Here is a 23,124-nt window from a genome sequence, read left to right as displayed (position 1 = left end):
CCTTTCGTCAGTCGCCGTCGCCGGCGTAGATCGTGCGCAACCAGATGGTCTCGGCGCCGGACAGCAGTTCGGCGCGGGTGAGCCGGCCGCCGACGGTGTAGCGCTCCATCAGCCGGTCGTTGAACTCCAGCAGCAGGCTCGCGAGCACCTCGGCAGGAGCGCCGGCCGGGGCCCGTCCGCTCTCGCGTTCACCGGCGATCATCGACGCGACCGGGCCCACGAAGGATTCCCGCGCGTCGTCCCACACACCGCGGACCGCGGAGCTGGATGCGCGGGCTTCCAGCATGGCCGCCAGCAGATAGCGGTGTTCGTCGACGGTGCCCAGCAGCGCCTCCAGCATTCCCCGGATGCGGGCGCGGGGCGGCTGGGAGGTGTCGCTGAGCAGGTCGCTGGCCAGGAAACCGTCCTCGTACATCGGCTCCAGCAGCGCGGCCACTGCGGCGGCCTTGTTCTCGAAGTAGAAGTAGAACGCCGACCGGGTGACACCGGCCCGGCGGGTGACGTCGGCGATGTTGAGGTCGTCGAAGCCGGATGCGCGCAGGTGGTGGTCCAGTGACTCCAGGATCGCGCTGCGCCGCAGGTCGCTCTTCTGTGGCTGCCGCCGGTCGGTCGGCGAACGCACCGGGAGGCCTCGCTGCACGCGCGACCTTAACCCGCAGTTCTGACAACTGTCAACGATGCGCGACAGATGTCAGATGGCTCAGGATTGCGGGTACCGGCGCGGGGTGAAGACGCGGTCGGCGCCCCCGGCGCCCCCGGCGGCCCAGCGCGTCTGTGACGAGCCGACGATGAGCAGGCAACGCATGTCGACCTCACCGGGATCCAGATCGCCCAGCGCGACCACCCGCACCGATTCGCTCGGCCCGGACACGTCGCGGCCGATGACGACCGGCGTCGCCGGATCACGGTGTTCCAGCAGCAGGGCCCGCATCGCGGCGACCTGCCAGGTGCGGGTCTTGGAGGCCGGGTTGTAGATCGCGAGCACCATGTCGGCGGCCGCGGCGGCGGAAAGTCGGCGGGCGATGACGTCCCACGGCTTGAGCCGGTCGGACAGCGAGATCACCGCGTAGTCGTGCCCCAGCGGCGCGCCGACCCGGCTGGCCACCGCCTGGGCCGCCGTCATCGCCGGGATCACCCGGACCTGCACCCCGGGCCACTGCTCGGCCTCCTCGAGCACGGCGGTCGCCATCGCGAACACCCCCGGATCGCCCGACGACACCACCGCCACGGTGCGTCCCTGTTCGGCCAACTCGCAGGCCAGCCGCGCACGGGCGGGTTCGTCGGTGTTATCGCTGGGATGCAGGCGCTGCCCACCGCGGACCGGCACGCGGTCCAGGTAGGGGCCATAGCCGATCAGGTCGGTGGCCGCGGCCAGCTCCCGCCGGCTCTGTGGCGTCATCCACCCGATGTCACCGGGCCCGAGCCCGACCACCGCCACCGAGCCGGCGCCGGACGGCTCGGGATCGCGGCCGGGCAGCATGGCCAGCGCGAAGTAGGGCACCGACGCGTCGTCGACGTCGCTCGCGGGCAGGACCCGCTGCCTCTCGGTGCTGGCGCGTTCGACGTAGAACGCGTCGGTCATCCGGCCTGACGCGCAAAGCGCTTGCCGCACAGCGGGGTAGGACCGTCCCAGCTTGAGGATCACCGCCGCGTCGGTGTCGGCCAGGCGGCGTTGGAGTTCGTCGGCGGGCAGCGTGCCCGGCAGGATGGTGAGCACCTGGTCGCCCTGCACCAGTGGCGTCGACACCGCGGCCGACGCGGCGCTGACCGAGGTCACCCCGGGCACGATCACGGCGTCGAACCGCTCGGTGAGGCGGGTGTGCATGTGCATGTAGGAGCTGTAGAACAGCGGATCGCCCTCGGCCAGCAGAGCGACGTCGCGCCCCGCGTCCAGGTGGGCGGCGATGCGGTCGGCGGATTCGCGGTAGAAGTCCTCCATCGCTGCGGCGTATCCGCCGGGGTGGTCGGAGGTCTCGGTGGTGACCGGGTAGACGAGGTGCTCCTCGACCTGCCCGTTGCGCAGATAGGGCTCGGCGATCGAACGGGCGATGCTGCGACCGTGCCGCGCACTGTGATAGGCGACGACGTCGGCGGCGCCGATCACCCTGGCCGCCTTGACGGTCACCAGCTCGGGGTCGCCCGGGCCCAGTCCGACTCCGTACAGCGTTCCCTGCGGGTTGCTCATTCTTCCTCTGCCGCAATCGAGTTCACGGCGGCAGCGGCCATCGCGCTACCGCCGCGCCTGCCTGTCACGACCAGATACGACACGCCCCTGGGGTTGTCGATGAGCTCCTGCTTGGACTGCGCGGATCCGACGAACCCGACCGGTCCGCCCAGCACCGAGACCGGCGGCGCCAGGCCCTCGTCGACGAGTTCGAGCAGCCGGAACAACGCGGTGGGGGCGTTGCCGATCGCCACGACCGCCCCGGGGATCCGGTCGCTCCACAGGTCCACCGCGGCCGCCGAGCGGGTGGTGCCCAGTTGAGCTGCCCGTTCAGGCGCACGCGGATCGGCGACCAACGACACCACCTCGTTGTCGGCGGGCAGGCGGCTGCGGGTGATTCCGGCGGCCACCATGGACGAGTCGCACAGGATCGGAGCGCCGGCGGCGAGGGCGGCGTGGGTGCGGGCAGTGACATCCGGGGTGAATGCGACGTGCTCGGCGACATCGACCTGTCCGCACGTGTGAATCAGGCGGACCACCACCCGGGCCACGTCGGCGGGGAACCGGGCCAGGTCCGCCTCGGCGCGGATCGTCGCGAACGACTGACGGTAGATCTCAGTGGCGTCGCGGATGTAGTCGAGCACCCGATCACCCTACGGGTGGGGTTCGCGGGCCCGGTAGCCGTCTCCGGTCGCGATCAGCACCCGGGCGTCGGCGGGGCTGCCGCAGGCCCGCTCACAGCCGACGAAGTGCCGGTGAACTGTGATGTCGGGATCGTCGACCGCTGCCGCTGCGGCGTCGGTGCGCACATCGGCGACCGAGCGCGCGCAGCCCGGGCTGCCCGTGCACGCCGACACCGACAACCACGGCGAGTTCTCGTCGAAGATCAGCCCGAGCGGCGCCAGCACCCGCAGTGCGGCGTCCGCGACGCCCTCGTCGAGGTCGAACACCAGCACCGAACGCCACGGGGTCACCGCCAGCGGCGCCTCGACGGCGGCGAGGTAGCGGGCGACCTGTGCGTCGAGGACCCCGAGCGGCACCGCGGCGCCGAGCGCGATCCGCCCGTCGTCCTGCGGGATCCAGCCGACCGGCGGGCGGGAGGTCGGCGGCCACGTCGCACCCGGCGGGGCGGTCGGGGTGAGGTTGCCGAGCAGTTCCGCGGGATCTGCGAGTTCGGTGACGCGCCAAGCCGTTCCGCGTATCTCGGTGAAGCGCCGCGCAAGACGCAGCAGTTCGGGCACCGCCTGGTCCAGCGGGATCCGCACCCCGGTGTCGCGGCCGGCGAGAAGCACTGCCGCGGTGTGCCTGTCGAGCACGTGAACCCCGGCGTCGGCGCCCAGGCCGGAGATGTCGCCGCGTCCGTCGTCGATGCCGAACAAGAACCGGCCCGGCAGATTCGCCAGGTCGGGATCGTGCTGCATCGCCATGTCGAGGGCGCGGACCAGCGCTCGTGTGTCGCGCACACCGCCACGTCGGCCCGACAGCGGGGAGGCCAGGATGTTGCGCACCCGCTCGTGGGTGGGTGACGGCAGCAGCCCGGCATCGGCGAGTGGCCCGGCAACCGCGGCGGCGTCCTGGATTGCGCGGATCTGCAGGTTGGCCCGCGAGGTCAGTTCGAGGGTCGCGCTGCCGAAGTCGATGGCGACCTGGGCCAGGGTTTCCAGCTGGGCGGCCGTGAGCGCGCCACCGGGAAGCCGCACCCGGACCAGCTCCCCGTCGGCGGCCTGATGGGTCTGCAATGCGCCGGGGCACGCGTCGTCGTCCCGGACCCTGGCCATGGATCCACCGTAGTCGACGGTGCGAGAGCCCGTCGATTCGCGTAGTCGAGTACCTGCGGCCGCGTGGTCCGGTGCTTCTACGTTGGCCAGACAGGGTCCGGTGGACCGCCGACACGCAACCGCGGAGTGATCGAAATGACCTATCTGACAACGACACACGTCCCGCAGAGCGCGCGACAGACGCCGGCCGCGGCAGCCGCGGCGCTGGACGGGTCGAAGGCTCGCCGCCGGCACCGTGCGGAGCGCGCCGGCTACCTGGAGGACGCGCTGTTGGCGCGGATGATGTACCGGCTGTGAACCTCAGCTCACCAGACGGGCCGCGGGCGCGGCCACCGGCGAATAGGTCGAGGCGTCCCCGGCGATGACGCGGCTCCGATCGCCGCGGACGTCGACGGGGACGTCGCCGGCGAGGGTGACCCTGCTCAGGCGGCGGTACTGGTCGTCGTAATCGGCGACGGCGTAGTGCTGGGTGGCCCGATTGTCCCAGACGGCGAGGTCACCAGGCTCCCAGTTCCAGCGAATTGTGTGCTCCAACTTGGTGATCCGATTCTGTAGCAGCTGGAACAGGGTCGCCGACTCAGCCTGGCCCAGACCGACGAAACGCTTGACGAAGTGGCCGAGCAGCAGCACCTTTCGGCCGGTCTCCGGATGCACCCGGACCACGGGATGCTCGACCTCGTAGTAGTCCGAGGCGAACTCCTCGCGATACTGGAGTTCGGTGTCGGCGAGTCGCTCGGAGCGGGGGTCGACGTCACCGGCGTAGTCGTAGGCGTTGGTGTGCACCGCCCACAGGTTCTCCACCAACGCGCGTAACGGTGTCGGTAACCGGTCGTATGCCGCCTCGGTAGAGGCCCAGGTGGTGGTGCCGCCGTACCGCGGCAGGGTGATCGCCCGCAGCAGCGAGGCCTTCGGGATGCGGTCGACGAACGTCACGTCGGTGTGCCAGCTGTTGGCCTTGTCGTAGCGCGAGTCGATCGGCAGAACCCTGTTGCCGCGCGAGGTGACCGTCGGATGCGCTGTGGTCGGGGTGCCCAGCGCGCGGGCGAACGCCAACTGGCCGTCGTCGTCCAGTTCGTGCTGGCCGCGGAAGAAGATCACCTTGTGCTCCAGCAGCGCGTCGTTGATCCGCGCGGCCGTGACCGCGTCCACGCCGTCGCGCAGCCGTATCCCGTCGATACGTGCCCCGATGACGGCTCCGAGCTTGACCACCTGTAGTGACGACGACATCCGTACACCTCCCTAACGTCTACGAAGCACTCTGACCGTCGGTGGCGCCGCCGCCCAGCGTTTGAGTCAGGCGGAGTCGAATCGGTGCCGTTTCGCAAGGGTCAAGATCGGGTACGGGGGGTCGCTGTGAGGCCGTCGCCGTGAATGCGCTGTGGGAGTACATCAGTGCGCACCACACGCAGTTGATCTTCGACTCCTACCAGCACGTCAGCGCGGTGGTGCAGAGCGTGCTGCTCGCGACGGTGCTCGGGGTGGCCATCGGGGTGCTCACCTACCGCAACACGTTCGCCGCCGATCTGGCCACCGCGACGTCGAGCGTCATCCTGACCATCCCGTCCTTCGCTTTGCTGGGTCTGCTGATCCCGCTGTTCGGCCTCGGCGTGATCCCCAGTGTGGCGGCGTTGGTGCTGTACTCGCTGCTGCCGATCATCCGGAACACCATCGTCGGCCTGACCGCGATCGACCCGGCGTTGACCGACGCCGCCCGTGGCCTCGGAATGAGCCGGCTGCAGACGCTGGGCCGGGTGGAACTGCGCCTGGTGTGGCCCGCCGTGCTGTAGGCGATGCGCCTGAGCACCCAGATGTCGATGGGGGTGCTCGCGATCGCCGCCTACGTGAAGGGGCCCGGGCTGGGCAATCTGATCTTCGCCGGCCTGGCCCGGGTGGGCAGCCCGACTGCGTTGCCGATGGCGGTGAGCGCAACCCTGCTCATCGTGGTTCTCGCGCTGGTGCTCGACGGGCTCCTGGTCCTGCTCGGACGCCTCACTACGTCGAAAGGCATTCGTTGACAGACCAATCAGAGCCCACCGGCGTGCGCATCGAACTCGACCACGTCTCCAAGACGTACCCGGGCGCCAAAACCGCTGCCGTGCATGACGTCTCGTTGGAGATCCCAGCCGGGGAGATCGTGGTCTTCGTCGGCCCGTCCGGCTGCGGGAAGACGACCACCATGCGAATGATCAACCGGCTCAGCGAACCGACGTCGGGCCGGATCCTGATCGGGGACAGAGACGCGCTGTCGATCAAACCGAACGAGCTGCGCCGCTCGATCGGCTACGCGATCCAGCAGGCCGGCCTGTTCCCGCACATGACGATCAGGCAGAACGTGGGACTGGTGCCGGGCCTGCTCAAGTGGGACCGCACACGTATCGAGAACAGGGTCGACGAGCTACTCGACATGGTCGGGCTGGAACCCGCCCTGTACGCCGACCGCTATCCGCGACAGCTCTCCGGCGGCCAGCAGCAACGTGTCGGCGTGGCCAGGGCGCTGGCCGCCGACCCGCCCGTGCTGCTGATGGACGAGCCGTTCGGGGCCGTCGATCCCATCACCCGCAGCACCCTGCAGGACGAACTTCTCGGGCTGCAGAGCGAACTCCGCAAGACGATCGTGTTCGTGACCCACGACTTCGGCGAGGCGGTCAAGCTCGGTGACCGCATCGCGGTGCTCGGACAGCAGTCCAAAGTGCTGCAGTACGACACCCCGCAGAACATCCTGGCCAGCCCGGCCGACGACACCGTGGCCGGCTTCGTCGGTTCCGGTGCGTCGCTGCGCCAGCTCGGGCTGCTGCGCATCAAGGAGGTCGCGCTGGAGTCGCGTCCGGTGGTGCACCGCGGAGACAGCGTCGAACACGTGCGGTCGGTGGTCGCCGCCAGCGACCACGACTGGGCGGTGGTGCTCGACGACCGTGACCGGCCGGTGAGCTGGGTGCGCGAGCGCATGCTCAGGCACGCGCGCTCGCTGGCCGACGCGGTCGAACAGCTCGGCGTGGTCAGTACGCACTCGACCCTGGAGGACGCGTTGGAGGCGATCCTGGCCGAGCAGCACGCGTCCGCGGTCGTGGTGGGCGCCGGGGGCCGCTACGCCGGTGTGGTCACCCTCGACACGCTGATCGACACGATCACCCGGCTGCGCACCGAGGCCGATGCGGCCACGGGTGGGGGAGACGGCCCGCCGTGACCACCGCCGTCGACACCAGGTCGGACACCTCCGGCTCCCCGGCCCCCTCGGCCGCGGAGCGGATCCGGTTGCTGCTGCAGCCTGTGCTCGTGCTCGTCGTCGGCGCCGCGGTGGTGTTCTGGGCGTTCCACCGCGAACTCACCGCCACCCAGCAGGAGAACATCAACCCCGGCAACGTCGCCACCCTGATCTGGCAGCACCTGCTGATCACCGGCGCGGTCACCGCGATCGTGCTGCTGATCGGAGTGCCGTTGGGCGTACTGGTCACCCGTCCGGGAGCAAAGGTGTTGCGGCCCCTGTTCGTCGGGATCGCCAACGTGGGCCAGGCGGCACCTGCCATCGGTCTGCTGGTGTTGCTGTTCCTGTGGACGGCGCAGACGGGCTTCTGGATCGGCGTGCTGCCGATCGCGCTGTACTCGCTGCTGCCGGTGCTGTCGAGCACGATCCTCGGCATCGATCAGGTGGATCGGTCGTTGCTCGACGCCGGGCTCGGCCAGGGGATGTCGCGGGGCTCACTGCTGCTGCGGGTGGAGCTGCCGTTGGCGGTGCCGTTCATCCTCGCCGGTCTGCGCACCTCCCTGGTGCTGGCCGTCGGCACCGCGACGCTGTCATTCCTCGTCAACGCCGGCGGGCTGGGCATCCTGATCGACACCGGATACAAGCTGCAGGACAACGTGACGCTGGTCCTGGGCAGTGTGCTCGCGGTCTGCCTGGCGCTGCTGGTGGACTGGCTGGGAGGACTCGCCGAGTTCTTCCTCAATCCCAAGGGGCTGCGGTGACCGCGCGCCGGATCGCCGCGCTCATAGGGGTGCTCACGACGGTGCTGACGGCCTGCGGACTCGGCTCGGGCAGCGCGGTGCCGCTGCCGGTGGGGCCGGGCTCGGTACGGCCCCACCCCGGTCTGGAGGGGGTGCCGATCACGGTGGGCTCCAAGGAGTACACCGAGCAGGTCATCATGGGCTACATCCTGGAGTACACCCTCTCTGCCGCCGGTGCCGACGTCCGCGATCTCACCGGCATCGTCGGATCCCGAAGCACAAGGGGGGCACAGCTTTCCGGTCAGGTTGACGTGGCCTACGAGTTCACCGGCAACGCGTGGATCAACTACCTCGGCCACGAGAAGCCGATCCCGGACAGCCGCGCACAGTACGAGGCGGTGCGCGACGAGGACCTGGCGCGCAACGACATGGTGTGGCTGGAACCCGGGCCGATGGACGACACTTATGCACTGGCCGCCAGCCCGCAGACCGTCGAGAAGACCGGGGTGCGCACGCTGTCCGACTACGCGGCACTGGTCCGGCGTGACCCGGCGGCCGCGCGCACCTGCGTGGACACCGAGTTCCGGGCCCGCCAGGACGGCTTCCCCGGGATGGCGGCGGCCTACGGGTTCGACCCGGCCCGGGCACAAACGCCGATCCTGCAGGTCGGGATCATCTATCAGGCGACCGCCGACGGCACCGAATGCGACTTCGGCGAGGTGTTCACCACCGACGGCCGCATCGCAGCGTTGAACCTCACCGTGCTGACCGATGACAAGCAGTTCTTCGCCCACTACAACCCGTCGGTGACGATGAAGCGGGAGTTCTTCGAGGCGCACCCCGAGATCGCCGAGGTGACCGCACCCGTGACCGCGGCGCTGACCAACGAGGCGATCACCGAACTCAACCGGCAGGTCGACGTCGACGGCCGCGACCCGAGCGTGGTGGCGCGCGACTGGATGGTGGCGCAGGGATTCGTCACCACCGGATAGTCGGGCGATTCCGCCGTGGCAGACGGGCGTCGGGAGTAACGTCGGCCCTGCTCAAGGGGGTTCGGCATGCGGGTCACGGTGGCGGTCGTCGGCGCAGGCATGTCGGGCCTGTGCATGGCCGCGAAATTGCAGGACGCCGGCATCGAGGACTTCACGATCTTCGAGAAGGCCCACGAGGTCGGCGGCACGTGGCGCGACAACACCTATCCAGGGCTGACGTGCGATGTCCCGTCCCGTTACTACTCCTACTCGTTCCGGCCCAACCCGGAGTGGTCGCACATGCTGCCTCCCGGGCGCGAGATCCAGCAGTACTTTTGCCGGGTCGCCGACGAGCGCGGCATCCGGCGGCACATCCGCTTCGGAGCCGAGGTCACCGAGGCCGTCGTGCGCGACGGAAAGTGGTGGCTCACCACCGCTGCCGGTGTCGAGGACTTCGACGTACTGGTTACCGCGACCGGTTTCCTGCGCGTTCCCCACTACCCCGATATTCCGGGCTTGGAAACCTTCGCCGGACCGATGTTCCACTCGTCGCGCTGGGATCACTCGGTCTGTCTGCCCGACAAGCGGATCGGGCTCATCGGCACCGGTTCCACCGGCGTGCAGCTCACCGCCGAACTCGGCGGTAACGTCAAACACCTCAAAGTCTTTCAGCGCACGGCGCAGTGGATCTGCCCCTGGCCTAACCTCAGGGTGTCCGAACGCACGAAAGCCGCAATGCGCCGCTGGACGTGGCTCAACAGCTTCGGCTACTGGTTCTGGGGCGGCTTTGTCCGGTCCGTGTTCGGTGTCGCGCCCGTGCGGCCGGGGTGGCAGCGCCGGCTTTACCAGACTCAGTGCCGGTGGAATCTGCGGCTGTCGGTTCGGGACAAGCAGCTCAAGAAGAAGCTCACGCCCAAGGACCAGCCGATGTGCAAGCGGATGATCTTCGCGAGCCGCTACTACAGGGCCGTCCAGAATCCGGGCGTGGAGATCGTGACCGAGCCGATCGTGGAGGTGCAACCCCGGGGAGTGGTCACCGGCGACGGCACACTGCACGAGATCGATCTGCTGGTGCTGGCTACCGGGTTCGACTTCCACGCTTACGTTCGTCCACTCACGATCACCGGCGAGCACGGTCGCACGCTCGACGACGTGTGGGCCGACGGGCCGACGGCCTACCGAGCGGTGGCGGTGCCGGGCTTCCCCAACATGTTCATGCTCATGGGTCCCCACGCCCCGGTCGGCAACAACTCGTTGGTCCCGGTCGCCGAGGATCAGGCCGACTACGTGATCTGGTGGATCGACCAACTGCGCGCGGACCGGATCGTCTCGGCCTCGCCGACCGAGGAGGCGACCAAGCTCTACAACGACGCCATGAAAGCGGCGATGCCGAACACGGTGTGGACCACCGGCTGCCACAGTTGGTATCTCGGCAAGGACGGACTGCCGGAGCTGTTCCCCTGGGAGGCCTCCCGATACACCGAGCTGTTGCGTACACCGCAGGTAAGCGATTTCGAGGTGCGGACGGCCCGTGAGGAAGCCCGCTGTGATGCTCGTCACTTCGCTGCGCGGATAGTTCCGTCACGCACAGGCCGGCTCTCTTGACCGGTACCGGCAGTACCGTTTCGCTACCGGACCCGCGGTGAAGACGCGGGAAGCCTGAGAGGAATGGCAATGCTGGCATTCATCGTTTTCACCGCAGTGATCGTCGCGTTCGTCGCCGCCATCGGCACGCCGTACCGGCAGACCTGGTACGGCCGCTGGCACGGCTGAATCGGTCAGGTACGAATAGGGGGTGACTGCGCCCGCCCCCGCCCAGGCTCCGCCGACCGTTCTGCTCCTGTCCACCTCGGACACCGACCTGATCACGGCCCGTGCCAGCGGCGCCTCGTACCGCTGGGCCAACCCGTCACGGCTGGTCGAGGGCGAACTCGAGGACCTGCTCGGCGACGCCGACATCGTTGTCGTGCGGATCCTCGGCGGCTACCGGGCCTGGGAGGACGGAATCGACGCAGTGGTCGCCAGCGGTGTGCCGGCGATCGTGGTCAGCGGTGAACAGACGCCCGACGCGGACCTGATGAACCACTCGACCACGCCGGCCGGGGTGGCCCTGCAGGCCCACATCTACCTCGCACAGGGCGGCACCGACAACCTGGCGAATCTGCACGCGTTCCTATCGGACACGCTGCTGATGACCGGTTTCGGGTTCGCCGAACCGAGCTCGACGCCAAGCTGGGGCGTGCTCGAACGTCCGTCTGCCGGCCCGGGTGGCCCGACCGTGGCGGTGCTTTACTACCGCGCCCAGCACCTGGCCGGCAACACCGGTTACGTCGAGGCGCTCTGTGACGCCATTGAAAACGCCGGGGGAGTGGCACTTCCGGTGTTCTGTGCGTCGCTGCGCACCGCCGACGACGCGCTGATCGAGTTGCTCGGCACTGCCGATGCGCTCGTCACCACTGTGCTGGCCGCGGGCGGAGCCACCCCGGCCGCCGTCGGAGCGGGCGGCGCCGACGATGCGTGGAACGTGGCACACCTTGCCGCACTGGATATTCCGATCTTGCAGGGCCTGTGCCTGACGAGTTCGCGTACGCAGTGGGAGTCCAACGACGACGGGTTGTCGCCGCTGGACGTCGCCACCCAGGTGGCGGTGCCCGAGTTCGACGGCCGCATCATCACGGTTCCGTTCTCGTTCAAGGAGATCGACGACGAGGGACTGATCTCCTATGTCGCCGACCCTGAACGCTGTGCCCGGGTGGCAGGCCTGGCCGTCCGGCACGCGCGACTGCGGTCCATCGCGCCCGCCGACAAGCGAGTCGCGCTGGTGTTCTCGGCGTACCCGACCAAGCACGCCCGCATCGGCAACGCGGTCGGGCTGGACACCCCGGCCAGTGCCATCGCACTTCTGAACGCGATGAAGGACGCCGGTTACGACGTAGGCGGCGACTACGGTCTAGAGGCCGGTGCGCTGAGCACCATCATCGCATCCGGCGACGGTGACGCGCTGATGCACGCACTGATCGAACGCGGGGGCCAAGACGCCGACTGGCTCACCGAGGGACAGCTGTCCGGCAACCCGATCAGGGTGTCCGCCAAGGATTATCGGGTCTGGTTCGAGACGTTGCCCGCCGAGTTCGCCGACGCCGTGGTCGAACATTGGGGTCCGCCGCCGGGTGAGTTGTTCGTCGACCGAAGCGCCGACCCCGAGGGCGAGATCGTGATCGCGGCCATGCAGGCCGGCAACATCGTGCTGATGGTTCAGCCGCCCCGGGGGTTCGGCGAGAACCCCGTCGCGATCTACCACGACCCCGATCTGCCGCCCAGCCACCATTATCTGGCCGCCTACCGCTGGATTGACACCACGTTCCGGGCTGACGCGGTCGTGCACCTCGGCAAGCACGGAAACCTGGAGTGGCTGCCCGGCAAGACACTCGGCATGTCCGCGGCGTGCGGCACGGACGCAGCGCTGGGGGACCTGCCGCTGATCTACCCGTTCCTGGTCAACGATCCCGGCGAAGGCACCCAGGCCAAACGGCGCGCACACGCCACGCTGGTCGACCACCTGATCCCGCCGATGGCCCGGGCCGAAACCTACGGCGACATCGCACGTCTGGAGCAGCTCCTCGACGAGCACGCCAACATCTCCGCGCTGGACCCCGGCAAGCTGCCCGCGATCCGTCAGCAGATCTGGACGCTGATGCGGGCGGCGAAGATGGACCATGACCTGGGCCTGGAAGACCGGCCCGACGAGGACACCTTCGACGACATGCTGCTGCACGTCGACGGCTGGCTGTGCGAGATCAAAGACGTCCAGATCCGCGACGGCCTGCACATCCTCGGTCAAACTCCAGCGGGGGAAGCGGAACTCGACCTGGTGCTGGCGATCCTGCGGGCCCGCCAGCTGTTCGGCGGTGAACAGACGGTGCCGGGTCTACGGCAGGCGCTCGGCCTGGCCGAGGACGGACACGATGAACGCACGGCCGTCGACGCCGCCGAGGCTCGCGCCCGCGAACTGGTTGCGGCGCTGCAGGACAGCGGCTGGGACGCCGACGTCGTCGACACCCTCACCGATGACGCGGACGTCGCGGCGATCCTGAAGTTCGCCGCGACCGAGGTGGTGCCACGGCTGGCCGGGACCGCCGGCGAGGTCGAGCAGATCCTGCGCGCGCTCGAGGGCCGTTTCATCGCATCGGGTCCGTCTGGCTCCCCACTGCGCGGCCTGGTCAACGTGCTGCCCACCGGGCGCAACTTCTACTCGGTGGACCCCAAAGCGGTGCCATCGCGGCTGGCCTGGGAAACCGGTGTGGCCATGGCGGATTCACTGCTGGAGCGGTACCGCACCGACTACGGCCGCTGGCCGGAATCGGTGGGTCTGTCGGTGTGGGGCACCTCGGCGATGCGCACCGCCGGCGACGACATCGCCGAAGTACTCGCGCTGTTGGGGGTGCGGCCCATCTGGGACGACGCGTCGCGCCGGGTCGTCGATCTGGAGGCGATCCCGACGGCCGAGCTGGGCCGCCCGCGCATCGACGTCACTGTGCGTATCTCGGGGTTCTTCCGCGACGCGTTCCCGCACGTGGTGTCGATGCTCGACGACGCGGTACAGCTCGTCGCCGGTCTCGACGAACCCGCGGAGGACAACTACGTGCGGGCGCACGCCCAGGCCGACCTCTCCGATCACGGTGACCAACGCCGTGCCACCACAAGGATTTTCGGATCCAAACCGGGCACTTACGGCGCGGGTCTGCTGCAGTTGATCGACAGCCGCAACTGGCGCGACGACGCAGATCTGGCGGCGGTGTACACCGCGTGGGGTGGATTCGCCTACGGCCGTGGGCTCGACGGCGCCCCGGCCACCGACGAGATGAACCGGGCGTACAAGCGAATTGCGGTGGCGGCCAAGAACACCGACACCCGGGAGCACGACATCGCCGACTCAGACGACTATTTCCAGTACCACGGCGGCATGGTGGCCACGGTGCGCGCGCTGACCGGAAAAGACCCGGCCGCCTACATCGGCGACAACACCCGTCCCGACGCGGTGCGCACCCGCACGCTGTCCGAGGAGACCACGCGCGTGTTCCGCGCCCGGGTGGTCAACCCGCGGTGGATCAACGCCATGCGGCGCCACGGGTACAAGGGGGCGTTCGAGATGGCAGCCACGGTGGACTACCTGTTCGGCTACGACGCCACCGCGGGTGTGATGGCCGACTGGATGTACGAGCAGCTCTCGCAGAGTTATGTACTGGACGACGAGAACCGCAAGTTCATGTCCGAGTCCAACCCGTGGGCTCTGCACGGCATGGCCGAGCGGTTGCTGGAGGCGGCAGGGCGGGGCATGTGGGCTGCGCCCGAGCAGAGCACCCTGGACGGGCTGAAGCAGGTGCTTCTCGAGACCGAAGGCGATCTCGAAGGCTGACCCGGAATCACTGTCGGTGGGTGGTTGTAGCGTCGGGTTTATGTTCGAAAGTGTGTTCGATGTCGATTTCGATGTTGATGAGGGGGCGTCGCAGGCCGAGTTGCGGGCGGTGGTCGAGCGGTGTGAGGCGCTGAAGTCGGCCGCGGCCGCCGCCCAGGCCCGCGCGACCGCGTTGTGGGCGGCCAAACGCCGCGCCGCCGAGGACGCCGCCGGGATCCGCGCCGATCGGCGCGGGAAAGGGTTGGCCTCTGAGATCGCGTTGGCTCGCCGTGATGCCCCGGTGTGCGGGGGCCGCCATCTCGGGTTCGCCCAGGCCCTGGTCGAGGAGATGCCCTACACGTTGGCCGCGCTGGCGTGCGGGGCGCTCTCGGAATGGCGGGCCACCCTGATCGTGCGGGAATCCGCCTGCCTGTCGGTGCAGCATCGCCGCGCACTCGATGAAGAGCTGTGTGCCGATCCGTCGCGGTTGGCGGGGTGGGGCAACAAGCGCGTGGAGGCCGAGGCCAAGAAGATCACCGCCCGCCTGGACGCCGCCGCGGTGGTGGCACGGATCAACAGCAGCGCCGCCGATTGTGCGGTGTCGTGCCGGCCGGCCCCCAACACCATGGTCTACGTCACGGTGCGGCTGCCGCTGGCCCAGGGGGTCGGGCTGTATGCGGCGTGCAAACGCGCCGCCGACACCAGCGGGGACGGGCGCCCGCGTGGGCAGGTGATGGCCGAGACGATCTATGAACGGGTCACCGGGCATCCCGCTGCCGGGCCGGTGCCGATCGCACTGAATCTGGTGATGGCCGATACCACCCTGGCCGGTGATGACGACGAGCTGGGCTGGCTGGACGGGTACGGCCCGGTCCCGGCCGGGTTCTGCCGGGCGTTGACCGCCGATGCGGTTGCTGATGCCCAACCCAAAGCCAGCCTGCGCCGGCTCTACCGCCATCCCGACAGTGGGCAGTTGGTGGCGATGGAATCGGCCGCCCGGATCTTCCCGAAAGGGTTGGCGCAGCTGCTCGAGCGCCGCGACCGCACCTGCCGCACCCCGTACTGCAACGCCGTGATCCGTCACCACGACCACGCCACACCCGATCGGGCCGGCGGGCCGACCAGCGCGCGCAACGGGCTCGGGATGTGCGAGGCGTGCAATTACGCCAAGGAAGCCCCCGGCTGGCAGGTCAGCACCGACGAACAAGACGGTGAGCACACCGCCGAGTTCCCCACCCCCACCGCAGCGATCTACCGCACCAGCGCACCCCAACTACCCGGCCCACCGGTCCGCCGCCGCCTCAGCCTCCTCGAAGGCAAACTCACCATCGACCTCATCACCTTCGACGCCGCGTAATCGCGGCAGGCATCACCTCGCGGCGTGCCGTTACATTGGCGGCATGACCGCCACCTTCGCCGATGTCGCAAAGTCCGAGTACATCCTGCTGACCACCTTCACCAAGGACGGCAGGCCCAAGCCGACGGCCATCTGGGCGGCCCCGGCCGGCGACGGACTGATCGCGATCACGCAGGAGCAGTCGTGGAAGGTCAAGCGGATCCGCAACACCGCGCGGGTGACCATCGCGCCGTGTGACCGCGCGGGCAAGCCCAAGGGCGACGCGGTCGAGGCGACGGCGAGGATCCTCGACAAGTCCGCCAACGGCGCGACCTACGACGCGCTCGGCAAACGCTACGGGTTGCTCGGAAAGACGTTCAACTTCTTCTCCAAGCTGCGCGGCGGCATGGAGAAGAACGTTTCGATCGAGCTGCGACCGGTCAATTAGAGGGCTCATGGCAGCTCCGACGTTCAAGGACGTCTACCGCGAGAAGTACCTGTTGCTGACCACCTTCACCAAGGACGGCCGGCCCAAGCCCACCCCGGTGTGGGGCGTGCCGCACGGTGACAAGCTGCTCATCAGCACCGACGACGGCTCGTGGAAGACCAAGCGGATCAACAACACACCGCGGGTCACCATCCAGAAGTGCGGCGTGCTCGGCAAAGCGAAGGGCGAACCCGTGGAGGCCGTGGCCCGCAATCTGCCGAAGTCCGAGACCCGGCGGGTGTTCGACATGGTGACGCGCCGGTACTGGTGGCACGCGTGGTGGTGGGTCCCGCAGGCGATTCTGCGCGGAGGTGTCGACAAGGTGCACGCCGCGATCGAGGTCGAGGCCGCGCCTTGACCGTGCGCCTTTCCTGACCGAGACCCGACTCCTGCCGGAAAACCGACCTGGAACCCGCGGCGGCGCCCGCGCGTTGGCACACTATGGCGATGCGGCTGTTCCTGGTCTACGCGGTGCTCGAGTTGGCGGTTTTGGTGGCGCTGACCTCGACGATTGGTTTCGGCTGGACCGTGCTGCTGTTCGCAGGCACATTCCTGCTCGGCCTGGTCCTGGCCGGTTCGCAGCTGCGCCGTCAACTACGTCGGTTGCGGTCCGGACTCACGCTGGCCGACGCGCAAGGGGCGGTCACCGACAGCCTGTTGGTGGCGCTCGGTACCGTGCTCGTCGTGATTCCCGGCATGGCCAGTTCCGTCCTCGGCGCGCTGCTGCTGCTTCCGCCGACCCGCGCCGCAGCCCGACCTGTCGTCACCGCGATGGCCGCGCGCCGCGCCCCGCTGATCGTCGGTGTGAGCACCGTCGGGTCGGCCGCCGCGGGCCGCGCCGGGCGTGGCGACTACATCGACGGTGAAGTGGTCGAGGTCATCGACGACGTCGAGGTGCGGCCCGAGCGGCCCCGACTGCCCGAGTGACCACCACGCTTCTGCTCAACGGTCGTGTGCACAGCCCGACCATGCCCGACGCGACCGCGATGGCGGTCCGGGACGGCATCGTCGCCTGGTTGGGCAGCGACGACGTAGGGCGCACCCAGTTCCCCGACGCGAGGGTCGTCGACCTCGACGGTGGATTCGTCGCACCCGCCTTCGTCGACAGCCACGTTCACACCACCGCGACCGGTCTCGCCCTGAGCGGCCTGGACCTGCGCGGTGCGGCGTCGCTGCGGCACTGTCTGGACCTGCTCGCCGACTACGCCCGAAGCCATCCCGACGGGGTCGTGTGGGGACAGGGCTGGGACGAATCGCGCTGGCCGGAGCGCACCGCACCGGGCACCGCGGACGTCGACGCCGCGGTTGGGCAACGGCCGGCCTACCTCGCCCGCGTTGACGTGCACTCGGCGGTGGCCTCGACCCACCTGCGCCGGACCGCCGGTGTCGCCGACGGCGTCCCACTGACCGCCGACGCCCACCACACCGTCCGCCGTGCCGCCCGCGAACAGCTGACCGCAGCGCAGCGCCGCGACGCCAGGCAGGCCGCCCTCGACGCCGCAGCCGCGTCGGGCATCGCCGCCGTGCACGAGTGCGCCGGCCCGCAGATCGGCGGCCTCGACGACTGGCGGGAGCTGCGCGCCCACCGGCACGGCGTCGAGATCGTCGGCTACTGGGGCGAACCGGTTGCCGATGCCGAACGAGCGCGCGAACTGTTGGCGTCCACCGAGGCGCGCGGCCTGGCCGGTGACCTCTTCGTCGACGGCGCGCTCGGTTCGCGGACCGCGTGGCTGCATGAGCCGTACGCCGACGTGCCCGCCGACTGCCCGGCGCCCACCGGTAACAGCTACCTCGACGCCGACGCCGTCACCGCGCACCTGACCGCCTGCACCGAAGCCGGCATCACCGCGGGTTTCCATGTCATCGGCGACGCCGCCGTCACTGCTGTCACCACCGCGCTGGAGGCCGTCGTCGAACGGTTCGGCGTCGCGGCGGTGGCGCGCTGCGGGCACCGGCTGGAACACCTGGAGATGGTCACCGAAGAGCAGGCCGGCAAGCTCGGCAGGTGGGGCGTGATCGCGAGCATGCAACCGAATTTCGATGCGTTATGGGGCGGCACGGACGGCATGTACGCCCGCCGCCTCGGGGAGAAGCGGGCCGCGGGACTGAACAATTTCGCGGTGCTGGCGTCCCGGGGTGTGCCTTTGGCGTTCGGGTCCGACACCCCGGTCACGGACATGAACCCGTGGGCGACGGTCCGGGCCGCGACCACCCACCACACTCCCGGAAGCGCTGTCTCGGCGCGCGCCGCGTTCGCGGCGGCAACCCGCGGCGCCTGGCGCGCCGGCGGCGTCCGCGACGGCGTCACCGGCACGCTGGTCCCGGGTGCCCCCGCCACCTACGCGGTCTGGGATGCCGAGGAGTTCGACGTCAGCGCACCCGCCGACGCGGTGCAGCGTTGGTCTACCGACCCGCGCTCCCGGGTGCCGGTGCTGCCCAGGCTGGACGGCGACCTCCCGCGGTGCCGGCAGACAGTGCACCGGGGGCGCGTTCTTCATGGCTGACGTTCTCTCGCGGTTCGGGCGCGCGGTCGCCGACCGCTGGCACGAGCTGGCCGTGACGATCGGCGCCGGTCTGCTGCTGTGTGTGAGCTTCCCGCCTTTCGGCTGGTGGTACGCCGCGATCCCGGGGTTCGCGCTGCTGGGCTGGGTGCTGACGCGGAGGTCGACCACGGCCGCCGGTGGTGCGGGGTACGGCCTGTTGTTCGGGCTCGCGTTCTACCTGCCGCTGCTCCCGTGGATCAGCGGGCTGGTCGGGGCGCTGCCCTGGGTGGCGCTCAGTGCCGCCGAGGCGCTGTTCCCCGCGCTGTTCGGACTCCTGGCGGTGGTTGTCAGGAAGCTGCCGGGTTGGCCGCTGTGGTTCGCCGGGCTCTGGTCGGCGCAGGAATGGCTGAAGTCCACGGTGCCGTTCGGCGGATTTCCCTGGGGGGTGGTCGGCTTTTCGCAGACCGAGAGCCCGCTGCTGCCGCTGGCCTACGTCGGTGGCGCCCCGCTGGTGTCCTTCGCCGTCGTTCTGGTCTCTTTCAGCCTGGCCGCGCTGATCCTGGAGGTCGTCGCCTGGTGGCGGCGGGACACGCGGGCCCGCGCGGCCACGCCGCCTGCGGTGGTGCTGCCTGGGCTGTGTATCACCGCGGTGCTGCTCGCCGCGACGCTGGCCTGGCCGAACGTGCGCAAGGCCGGTCTCGGGGTCGCCGACGAACCGCTGGTCACCGTCGCGGCCGTGCAGGGAAACGTGCCGCGGCTCGGGCTGGACTTCAACGCCCAGCGCCGGGCCGTGCTGGACAACCACGTGAGCGAGACTCTGCGGTTGGCCGACGACGTCCGGGGCGGCAAGGCCGCCCGCCCGATGCTGGTGATCTGGCCGGAGAATTCCTCCGACATCGACCCGCTCGCCAATCCCGATGCTGCACAAGAGATCTCGAAGGCCGCCGACGCCATCGGTGCACCGATCCTGGTCGGTGGGGTGGTGGCCGCACCCGGTCGCAGCCGCGCCGATCCGGCGTCGACCAACACCGTGATCGTGTGGAATCCCGGGACCGGTCCGGCCGACCGTCACGACAAGCGGATCGTGCAGCCCTTCGGCGAGTACCTGCCGTGGCGCGACTTCTTCCGGAAGCTGTCGTCGTACGCTGACCGCGCCGGCTACTTCATTCCCGGTGACGGTGACGGCGTGGTCCATGCCGCGGGCATGTTGGTGGGCATCACCACCTGCTGGGAGGTCATCTTCGACCGTGCGGCCCGCGAATCGGTGCGCGCCGGCGCCCAGTTCTTGGCCGTGCCGAGCAACAATGCGACGTTCAACGAGGCGATGAGCGAACAGCAGCTGGCCTTCGGCCGGCTGCGCGCCGTCGAGCACGACCGCTTCGTCGTCGTCGCAGGCACCACCGGCATCAGCGCGGTGATCACGCCCGACGGCCGCGAGATTGCCCGCACCGAGTGGTTCGAACCGGCCTATCTGGACCGGCAGATCCGGTTGAAGACCTCGCTGACGCCCGCGACCCGGTTCGGCCCTTACCTCGAAGGGGTGCTGGTCGCCCTCGGCGTTGCGGGTCTTCTCGGGGCGATGCTGCACAATGGTTCATTCGTGCCCGCAAGATTCAGGGGTCGGCGATCGACCACCGACGACGACAAAGGAGCCCCATGAGCGTCCCCGGTGGCATGAGCGACGGCTCCGCAACCGGTGTGCGTCCCACGCGCCGCACCCTGGTCATCATCCCGACGTACAACGAGCGGCAGAACCTCCCGCTGATCGTCAGGCGTGTCCATGAGGCGCAGCCGGACGTGCACGTGCTGATCGTCGATGACGACAGCCCCGACGGCACGGGTCAGCTGGCCGACGAGCTAGCCGTCGCAGACCCCGACAGGGTCCATGTCCTGCACCGCAGCGCCAAGGAAGGCCTGGGCGCGGCGTACCTGGCCGGCTTCGCGTGGGGGTTGGGCCGGCAGTACACCGTGCTCGTCGAGATGGATGCCGACGGTAGTCATCCTCCGGAGCAGCTCGACCGGCTGCTGCGCGCCGTCGACGCGGGCGCCGACGTCGTGATCGGCTCGCGCTACGTCGACGGTGGCGAGGTGGTCAACTGGCCCCGGCGACGGCTGGTGCTGTCGCGCACCGCCAACGGCTACTCGCGCATCCTGCTCGGGGTGGACATCCACGACATCACCGCCGGCTACCGGGCGTACCGCCGCGAGGTGTTGGAGAAGATCGATCTCGGTGCGGTCGACACCAAGGGGTACGGGTTCCAGGTCGACCTGACGTGGCGGTCGATCAACGCCGGTTTCACCGTCGTCGAGGTGCCGATCACGTTCACCGAACGTGAGCACGGGGTGTCGAAGATGGACGGATCGACGATCCGGGAGGCGATCTTCAAGGTCGCACAGTGGGGCCTGCGCGCCCGGCTGGACCGGGCGCGCGGCGTGGCCCGCTGAGGCGGGCCCGCGGTTCTCAGTTCCCGCGGCGGCGGGTCTTGACGATCTCGAGGCGCTCCTTGAGCAGTTCCTCGAGTTCCTCGATCGAACGGCGCTCCAGCAGCATGTCCCAGTGGGTGCGGGGAGGCTTGACCTTCTTCGGCTCCGGAACGTCACCCTCGATCAGGGTGCCCTCGAGGCCGTTGCGGCACAGCCAGGTGCCGGGAATCTCGGCGTCGTCGGCGAACGGGACGTCGAACTCCTCGCCGTTGTCGGTGCGGTAACGGGCGACCTGACGTGGCGCCAAGTCGTGGTTGCGGTCCGTCTCGTAGCTCACGGCTCCGAGGCGGCTGCCCCTCAAGACACGATCAGCCATCGTCAACTCCTCTGTAGCGATTGGGTCCGGACTTCGCCGGAGGCGAACCAAGGACCTCTTTTCAACGCAGATACGCCTCACAGAGTTCCCGACTCGACCGTCGATGATACCGGGATTCCGGGGCAGGCCCGTCTACAGTCTGGCCCATGACGTCGCTGAGCCCCCAAACCAGCACCCGCAGGCGTCCGCAGAGCTGTCGGTGGTGTGGGCGGGAAGTCGCCGACGCCGGGCTCGGGCGCCGCCGTCAATACTGCAGACAGTCCTGCCGGCAGCGGGCCTACGAGCAGCGCGCCATGGTCAAGGGCACGTCGGTTCCACCTGATGCGGTGGTGCTGTCCGCCGAGGAGGCCTCCGAGTTGTCCGACCGGGTGTATCAGGTGCGGTGTGCGGCCGAGGACATGGCGATCGCGCTCGACGAGGGCGCCGACCCCGCAGAACTGAAGGAGCTGTGTGACGCGGTGATGCGGGCGGCGCGGGAAGCCGACGGCTGGCGCTGAGCGAGGCCCGGCGAGCAGGTGCTGTCGCCGCTACTCTTATCGCGTGACCAGCGCAGATTCCGCGCTTCCCCCGTCGCTGCGAGTGTGGCGATGGGACGATTTCGTTCTCGATGCGGGCCGCTACGAACTCCGGTGCGGCGACCGGGTGATCCGGGTCGAGCCCCAGGTATTCGACGTGCTGACCCACCTGGTCAGCAATCACCAGCGTTTCGTCACCAAGAACGAGCTCTTCGACACCGTCTGGGGCGGCCGCTTCGTCGGCGAGGCGGCTCTGACCAGCCGCATCAAAGCAGCTCGGCGCGCACTCGGCGACGACGGCGAGTCGCAACGCTACATTCGCACCATCCGCGGGCGCGGTTATCAGTTCGTCGGCAACCTGCACGCTGCGGCTGATCCTGTCGCGGCTCCCGCCGAGCCCGAGTCCGAGCCGCCGCAGCAGCACATCGCCTTCACCAGGGCCGCCGACGGTGCGCGGCTGGCCTACGCCGTCTCGGGCGAGGGGCCGCCGCTGGTCCGAGCGGCGAACTGGATGACGCACCTCGGCTACGACATCGAGAGCCCGGTGTGGCGGCACTGGGTGCGCGAGCTGTCCGCGCGGCACCGTTTCATCCGCTACGACGAACGCGGATGCGGCCTGTCGGACTGGGACGTCGGCGGGTTCACGTTCGCCGACTGGGTGACCGACCTGGAGTCCGTGGTCGAGGCCGTCGGCCTGGATCGGTTCCCGCTGCTCGGCGTGTCCCAAGGTGGCGCTGTCGCGGTGGCCTACGCCGCCCGTCACCCCGATCGGGTCACCCACTTGGTGCTGTGCGGGGCGTACGCCACCGGTCGCGGGGTAAGGGCGCATTCCGACGACGAAAAGCGGGCAGCCGCACTCGATCTCGACCTCGCCAGGGTCGGGTGGGGGCGCGATGACCCGGCCTTCCGGCAGGTTTTCGCCACCCAGTTCCTGCCGGACGGCAGCCGTGCGGACTGGGAGGCGTTCGACCAGCTTGCGCGGCGCACCACCTCGCCGTCCAACGCGGTGCGGTTCCTGGAGGAGTTCGGCCGCATCGACGTCCGCGAACAGTGCGGCCGCATCCGCTGCCCGACGCTGGTGCTGCACTCCCGTGACGACCACCGCGTGCCGATGCGTTGTGGTGAGGAGCTGGCTGCGCTGATCCCGGGAGCCGGCCTGATTGCGCTCGCGAGCAACAACCACCTCCTCACCGGTACCGAGCCGGCATGGCGGGTGTTCTGCGCGCAGGTCGAGGCCTTTCTGGCTGCCTGAG

General features: G+C 69.4%; 21 protein-coding genes and 1 pseudogene. 16 read left to right on the top strand and 6 right to left on the bottom strand.

All coding sequences use genetic code 11. The annotated features are described in order from the left end of the window. Nucleotides 1-7 precede the first annotated feature (7 nt). From ACTWP6_RS19635 to cobG, 4 genes are all read right to left on the bottom strand, one after another. Entirely contained in the window at nucleotides 8-622 is a 615-nt protein-coding gene (locus tag ACTWP6_RS19635; RefSeq protein ID WP_260758146.1) for a TetR/AcrR family transcriptional regulator, read from the bottom strand. 78 nt (nucleotides 623-700) lie between these two features. Further along, nucleotides 701-2,185, bottom strand: a complete 1,485-nt coding sequence (locus ACTWP6_RS19630) for a precorrin-2 C(20)-methyltransferase (protein WP_443188565.1) — start codon at nucleotides 2,183-2,185, stop codon at nucleotides 701-703. Continuing rightward, on the bottom strand, nucleotides 2,182-2,808 hold the full coding sequence (locus ACTWP6_RS19625; protein ID WP_260753323.1) for a precorrin-8X methylmutase: 627 nt from the start codon (nucleotides 2,806-2,808) through the stop codon (nucleotides 2,182-2,184). The genes ACTWP6_RS19630 and ACTWP6_RS19625 overlap by 4 nt, the downstream gene beginning before the upstream one ends. Before the next feature lie 9 nt (nucleotides 2,809-2,817). Then, entirely contained in the window at nucleotides 2,818-3,942 is a 1,125-nt protein-coding gene (cobG, locus tag ACTWP6_RS19620; protein WP_443188564.1) for a precorrin-3B synthase, read from the bottom strand. A gap of 135 nt (nucleotides 3,943-4,077) precedes the next feature. Here cobG and ACTWP6_RS19615 point away from each other — a divergent pair, with 135 nt between their 5' ends. Continuing rightward, complete coding sequence (locus tag ACTWP6_RS19615) at nucleotides 4,078-4,239, top strand: hypothetical protein (RefSeq protein ID WP_260753314.1); 162 nt, start codon at nucleotides 4,078-4,080, stop codon at nucleotides 4,237-4,239. 3 nt (nucleotides 4,240-4,242) lie between these two features. On the opposite strand, the gene ACTWP6_RS19610 is transcribed toward ACTWP6_RS19615, so the two are convergent. Further along, complete coding sequence (locus tag ACTWP6_RS19610) at nucleotides 4,243-5,169, bottom strand: TauD/TfdA dioxygenase family protein (RefSeq protein WP_443188563.1); 927 nt, start codon at nucleotides 5,167-5,169, stop codon at nucleotides 4,243-4,245. Nucleotides 5,170-5,309: 140 nt separating this feature from the next. On the opposite strand from ACTWP6_RS19610, the pseudogene ACTWP6_RS19605 reads away from it, so the two are divergent. The 13 genes and pseudogenes from ACTWP6_RS19605 to ACTWP6_RS19545 all read left to right on the top strand — a co-directional run bounded on the left by ACTWP6_RS19605 (nucleotide 5,310) and on the right by ACTWP6_RS19545 (nucleotide 21,001). Beyond that, nucleotides 5,310-5,957 (top strand): annotated as a pseudogene (locus tag ACTWP6_RS19605) (ABC transporter permease). Further along, nucleotides 5,954-7,126, top strand: a complete 1,173-nt coding sequence (locus tag ACTWP6_RS19600) for an ABC transporter ATP-binding protein (RefSeq protein ID WP_443188562.1) — start codon at nucleotides 5,954-5,956, stop codon at nucleotides 7,124-7,126. Before ACTWP6_RS19605 ends, ACTWP6_RS19600 begins: the two are co-directional and overlap by 4 nt. Beyond that, nucleotides 7,123-7,905 carry an ABC transporter permease gene (locus ACTWP6_RS19595; protein WP_443188561.1) on the top strand — a complete coding sequence of 261 codons (783 nt, stop codon included), beginning with the start codon at nucleotides 7,123-7,125 and terminating at the stop codon, nucleotides 7,903-7,905. Before ACTWP6_RS19600 ends, ACTWP6_RS19595 begins: the two co-directional genes overlap by 4 nt. After that, on the top strand, nucleotides 7,902-8,876 hold the full coding sequence (locus ACTWP6_RS19590) for a glycine betaine ABC transporter substrate-binding protein (RefSeq protein WP_443188560.1): 975 nt from the start codon (nucleotides 7,902-7,904) through the stop codon (nucleotides 8,874-8,876). The genes ACTWP6_RS19595 and ACTWP6_RS19590 overlap by 4 nt, the downstream gene beginning before the upstream one ends. A 66-nt stretch (nucleotides 8,877-8,942) precedes the next feature. Next, on the top strand, nucleotides 8,943-10,460 hold the full coding sequence (locus ACTWP6_RS19585; protein WP_443188559.1) for a flavin-containing monooxygenase: 1,518 nt from the start codon (nucleotides 8,943-8,945) through the stop codon (nucleotides 10,458-10,460). Nucleotides 10,461-10,650: 190 nt separating this feature from the next. Beyond that, nucleotides 10,651-14,271 (top strand): cobaltochelatase subunit CobN, encoded by a 3,621-nt coding sequence (cobN, locus tag ACTWP6_RS19580; protein WP_443188558.1) that lies wholly within the window; start codon nucleotides 10,651-10,653, stop codon nucleotides 14,269-14,271. A 40-nt stretch (nucleotides 14,272-14,311) separates the two neighbouring features. Continuing rightward, on the top strand, nucleotides 14,312-15,607 hold the full coding sequence (locus tag ACTWP6_RS19575) for an HNH endonuclease (RefSeq protein WP_443188557.1): 1,296 nt from the start codon (nucleotides 14,312-14,314) through the stop codon (nucleotides 15,605-15,607). Nucleotides 15,608-15,650: 43 nt separating this feature from the next. After that, nucleotides 15,651-16,034, top strand: a complete 384-nt coding sequence (locus tag ACTWP6_RS19570; RefSeq protein ID WP_260753294.1) for a PPOX class F420-dependent oxidoreductase — start codon at nucleotides 15,651-15,653, stop codon at nucleotides 16,032-16,034. 7 nt (nucleotides 16,035-16,041) lie between these two features. Beyond that, complete coding sequence (locus tag ACTWP6_RS19565) at nucleotides 16,042-16,431, top strand: PPOX class F420-dependent oxidoreductase (protein WP_443188556.1); 390 nt, start codon at nucleotides 16,042-16,044, stop codon at nucleotides 16,429-16,431. Nucleotides 16,432-16,514: 83 nt separating this feature from the next. Beyond that, nucleotides 16,515-17,000: an FxsA family protein gene (locus ACTWP6_RS19560; protein WP_443188555.1), complete on the top strand. Its 486-nt coding sequence runs from the start codon at nucleotides 16,515-16,517 to the stop codon at nucleotides 16,998-17,000. 41 nt (nucleotides 17,001-17,041) lie between these two features. Next, nucleotides 17,042-18,577 (top strand): amidohydrolase, encoded by a 1,536-nt coding sequence (locus tag ACTWP6_RS19555; RefSeq protein ID WP_443188572.1) that lies wholly within the window; start codon nucleotides 17,042-17,044, stop codon nucleotides 18,575-18,577. Further along, on the top strand, nucleotides 18,570-20,216 hold the full coding sequence (lnt, locus tag ACTWP6_RS19550) for an apolipoprotein N-acyltransferase (RefSeq protein ID WP_443188554.1): 1,647 nt from the start codon (nucleotides 18,570-18,572) through the stop codon (nucleotides 20,214-20,216). Before ACTWP6_RS19555 ends, lnt begins: the two co-directional genes overlap by 8 nt. After that, nucleotides 20,213-21,001 (top strand): polyprenol monophosphomannose synthase, encoded by a 789-nt coding sequence (locus tag ACTWP6_RS19545; protein ID WP_443188553.1) that lies wholly within the window; start codon nucleotides 20,213-20,215, stop codon nucleotides 20,999-21,001. The genes lnt and ACTWP6_RS19545 overlap by 4 nt, the downstream gene beginning before the upstream one ends. A gap of 16 nt (nucleotides 21,002-21,017) precedes the next feature. Here ACTWP6_RS19545 and rbpA read toward each other — a convergent pair whose 3' ends face one another. Further along, nucleotides 21,018-21,356 (bottom strand): RNA polymerase-binding protein RbpA, encoded by a 339-nt coding sequence (gene rbpA, locus ACTWP6_RS19540; protein ID WP_260753282.1) that lies wholly within the window; start codon nucleotides 21,354-21,356, stop codon nucleotides 21,018-21,020. Between the two features lie 146 nt (nucleotides 21,357-21,502). On the opposite strand from rbpA, the gene ACTWP6_RS19535 reads away from it, so the two are divergent. Both ACTWP6_RS19535 and ACTWP6_RS19530 read left to right on the top strand, forming a co-directional pair. Continuing rightward, on the top strand, nucleotides 21,503-21,853 hold the full coding sequence (locus tag ACTWP6_RS19535; RefSeq protein WP_443188552.1) for a hypothetical protein: 351 nt from the start codon (nucleotides 21,503-21,505) through the stop codon (nucleotides 21,851-21,853). Nucleotides 21,854-21,896: 43 nt separating this feature from the next. Further along, a complete protein-coding gene (locus tag ACTWP6_RS19530; protein WP_443188551.1) occupies nucleotides 21,897-23,123 on the top strand; it encodes an alpha/beta fold hydrolase in 1,227 nt (408 codons plus the stop codon). The last annotated feature ends 1 nt before the right edge of the window (nucleotide 23,124 follow it).

This window comes from Mycobacterium sp. 4D054 (assembly GCF_052245755.1).
Lineage (GTDB): Bacteria > Actinomycetota > Actinomycetes > Mycobacteriales > Mycobacteriaceae > Mycobacterium.
The sequence above is the reverse complement of the archived record's forward strand: the minus strand, read 5'-3'. Positions and strand labels throughout refer to the sequence as shown.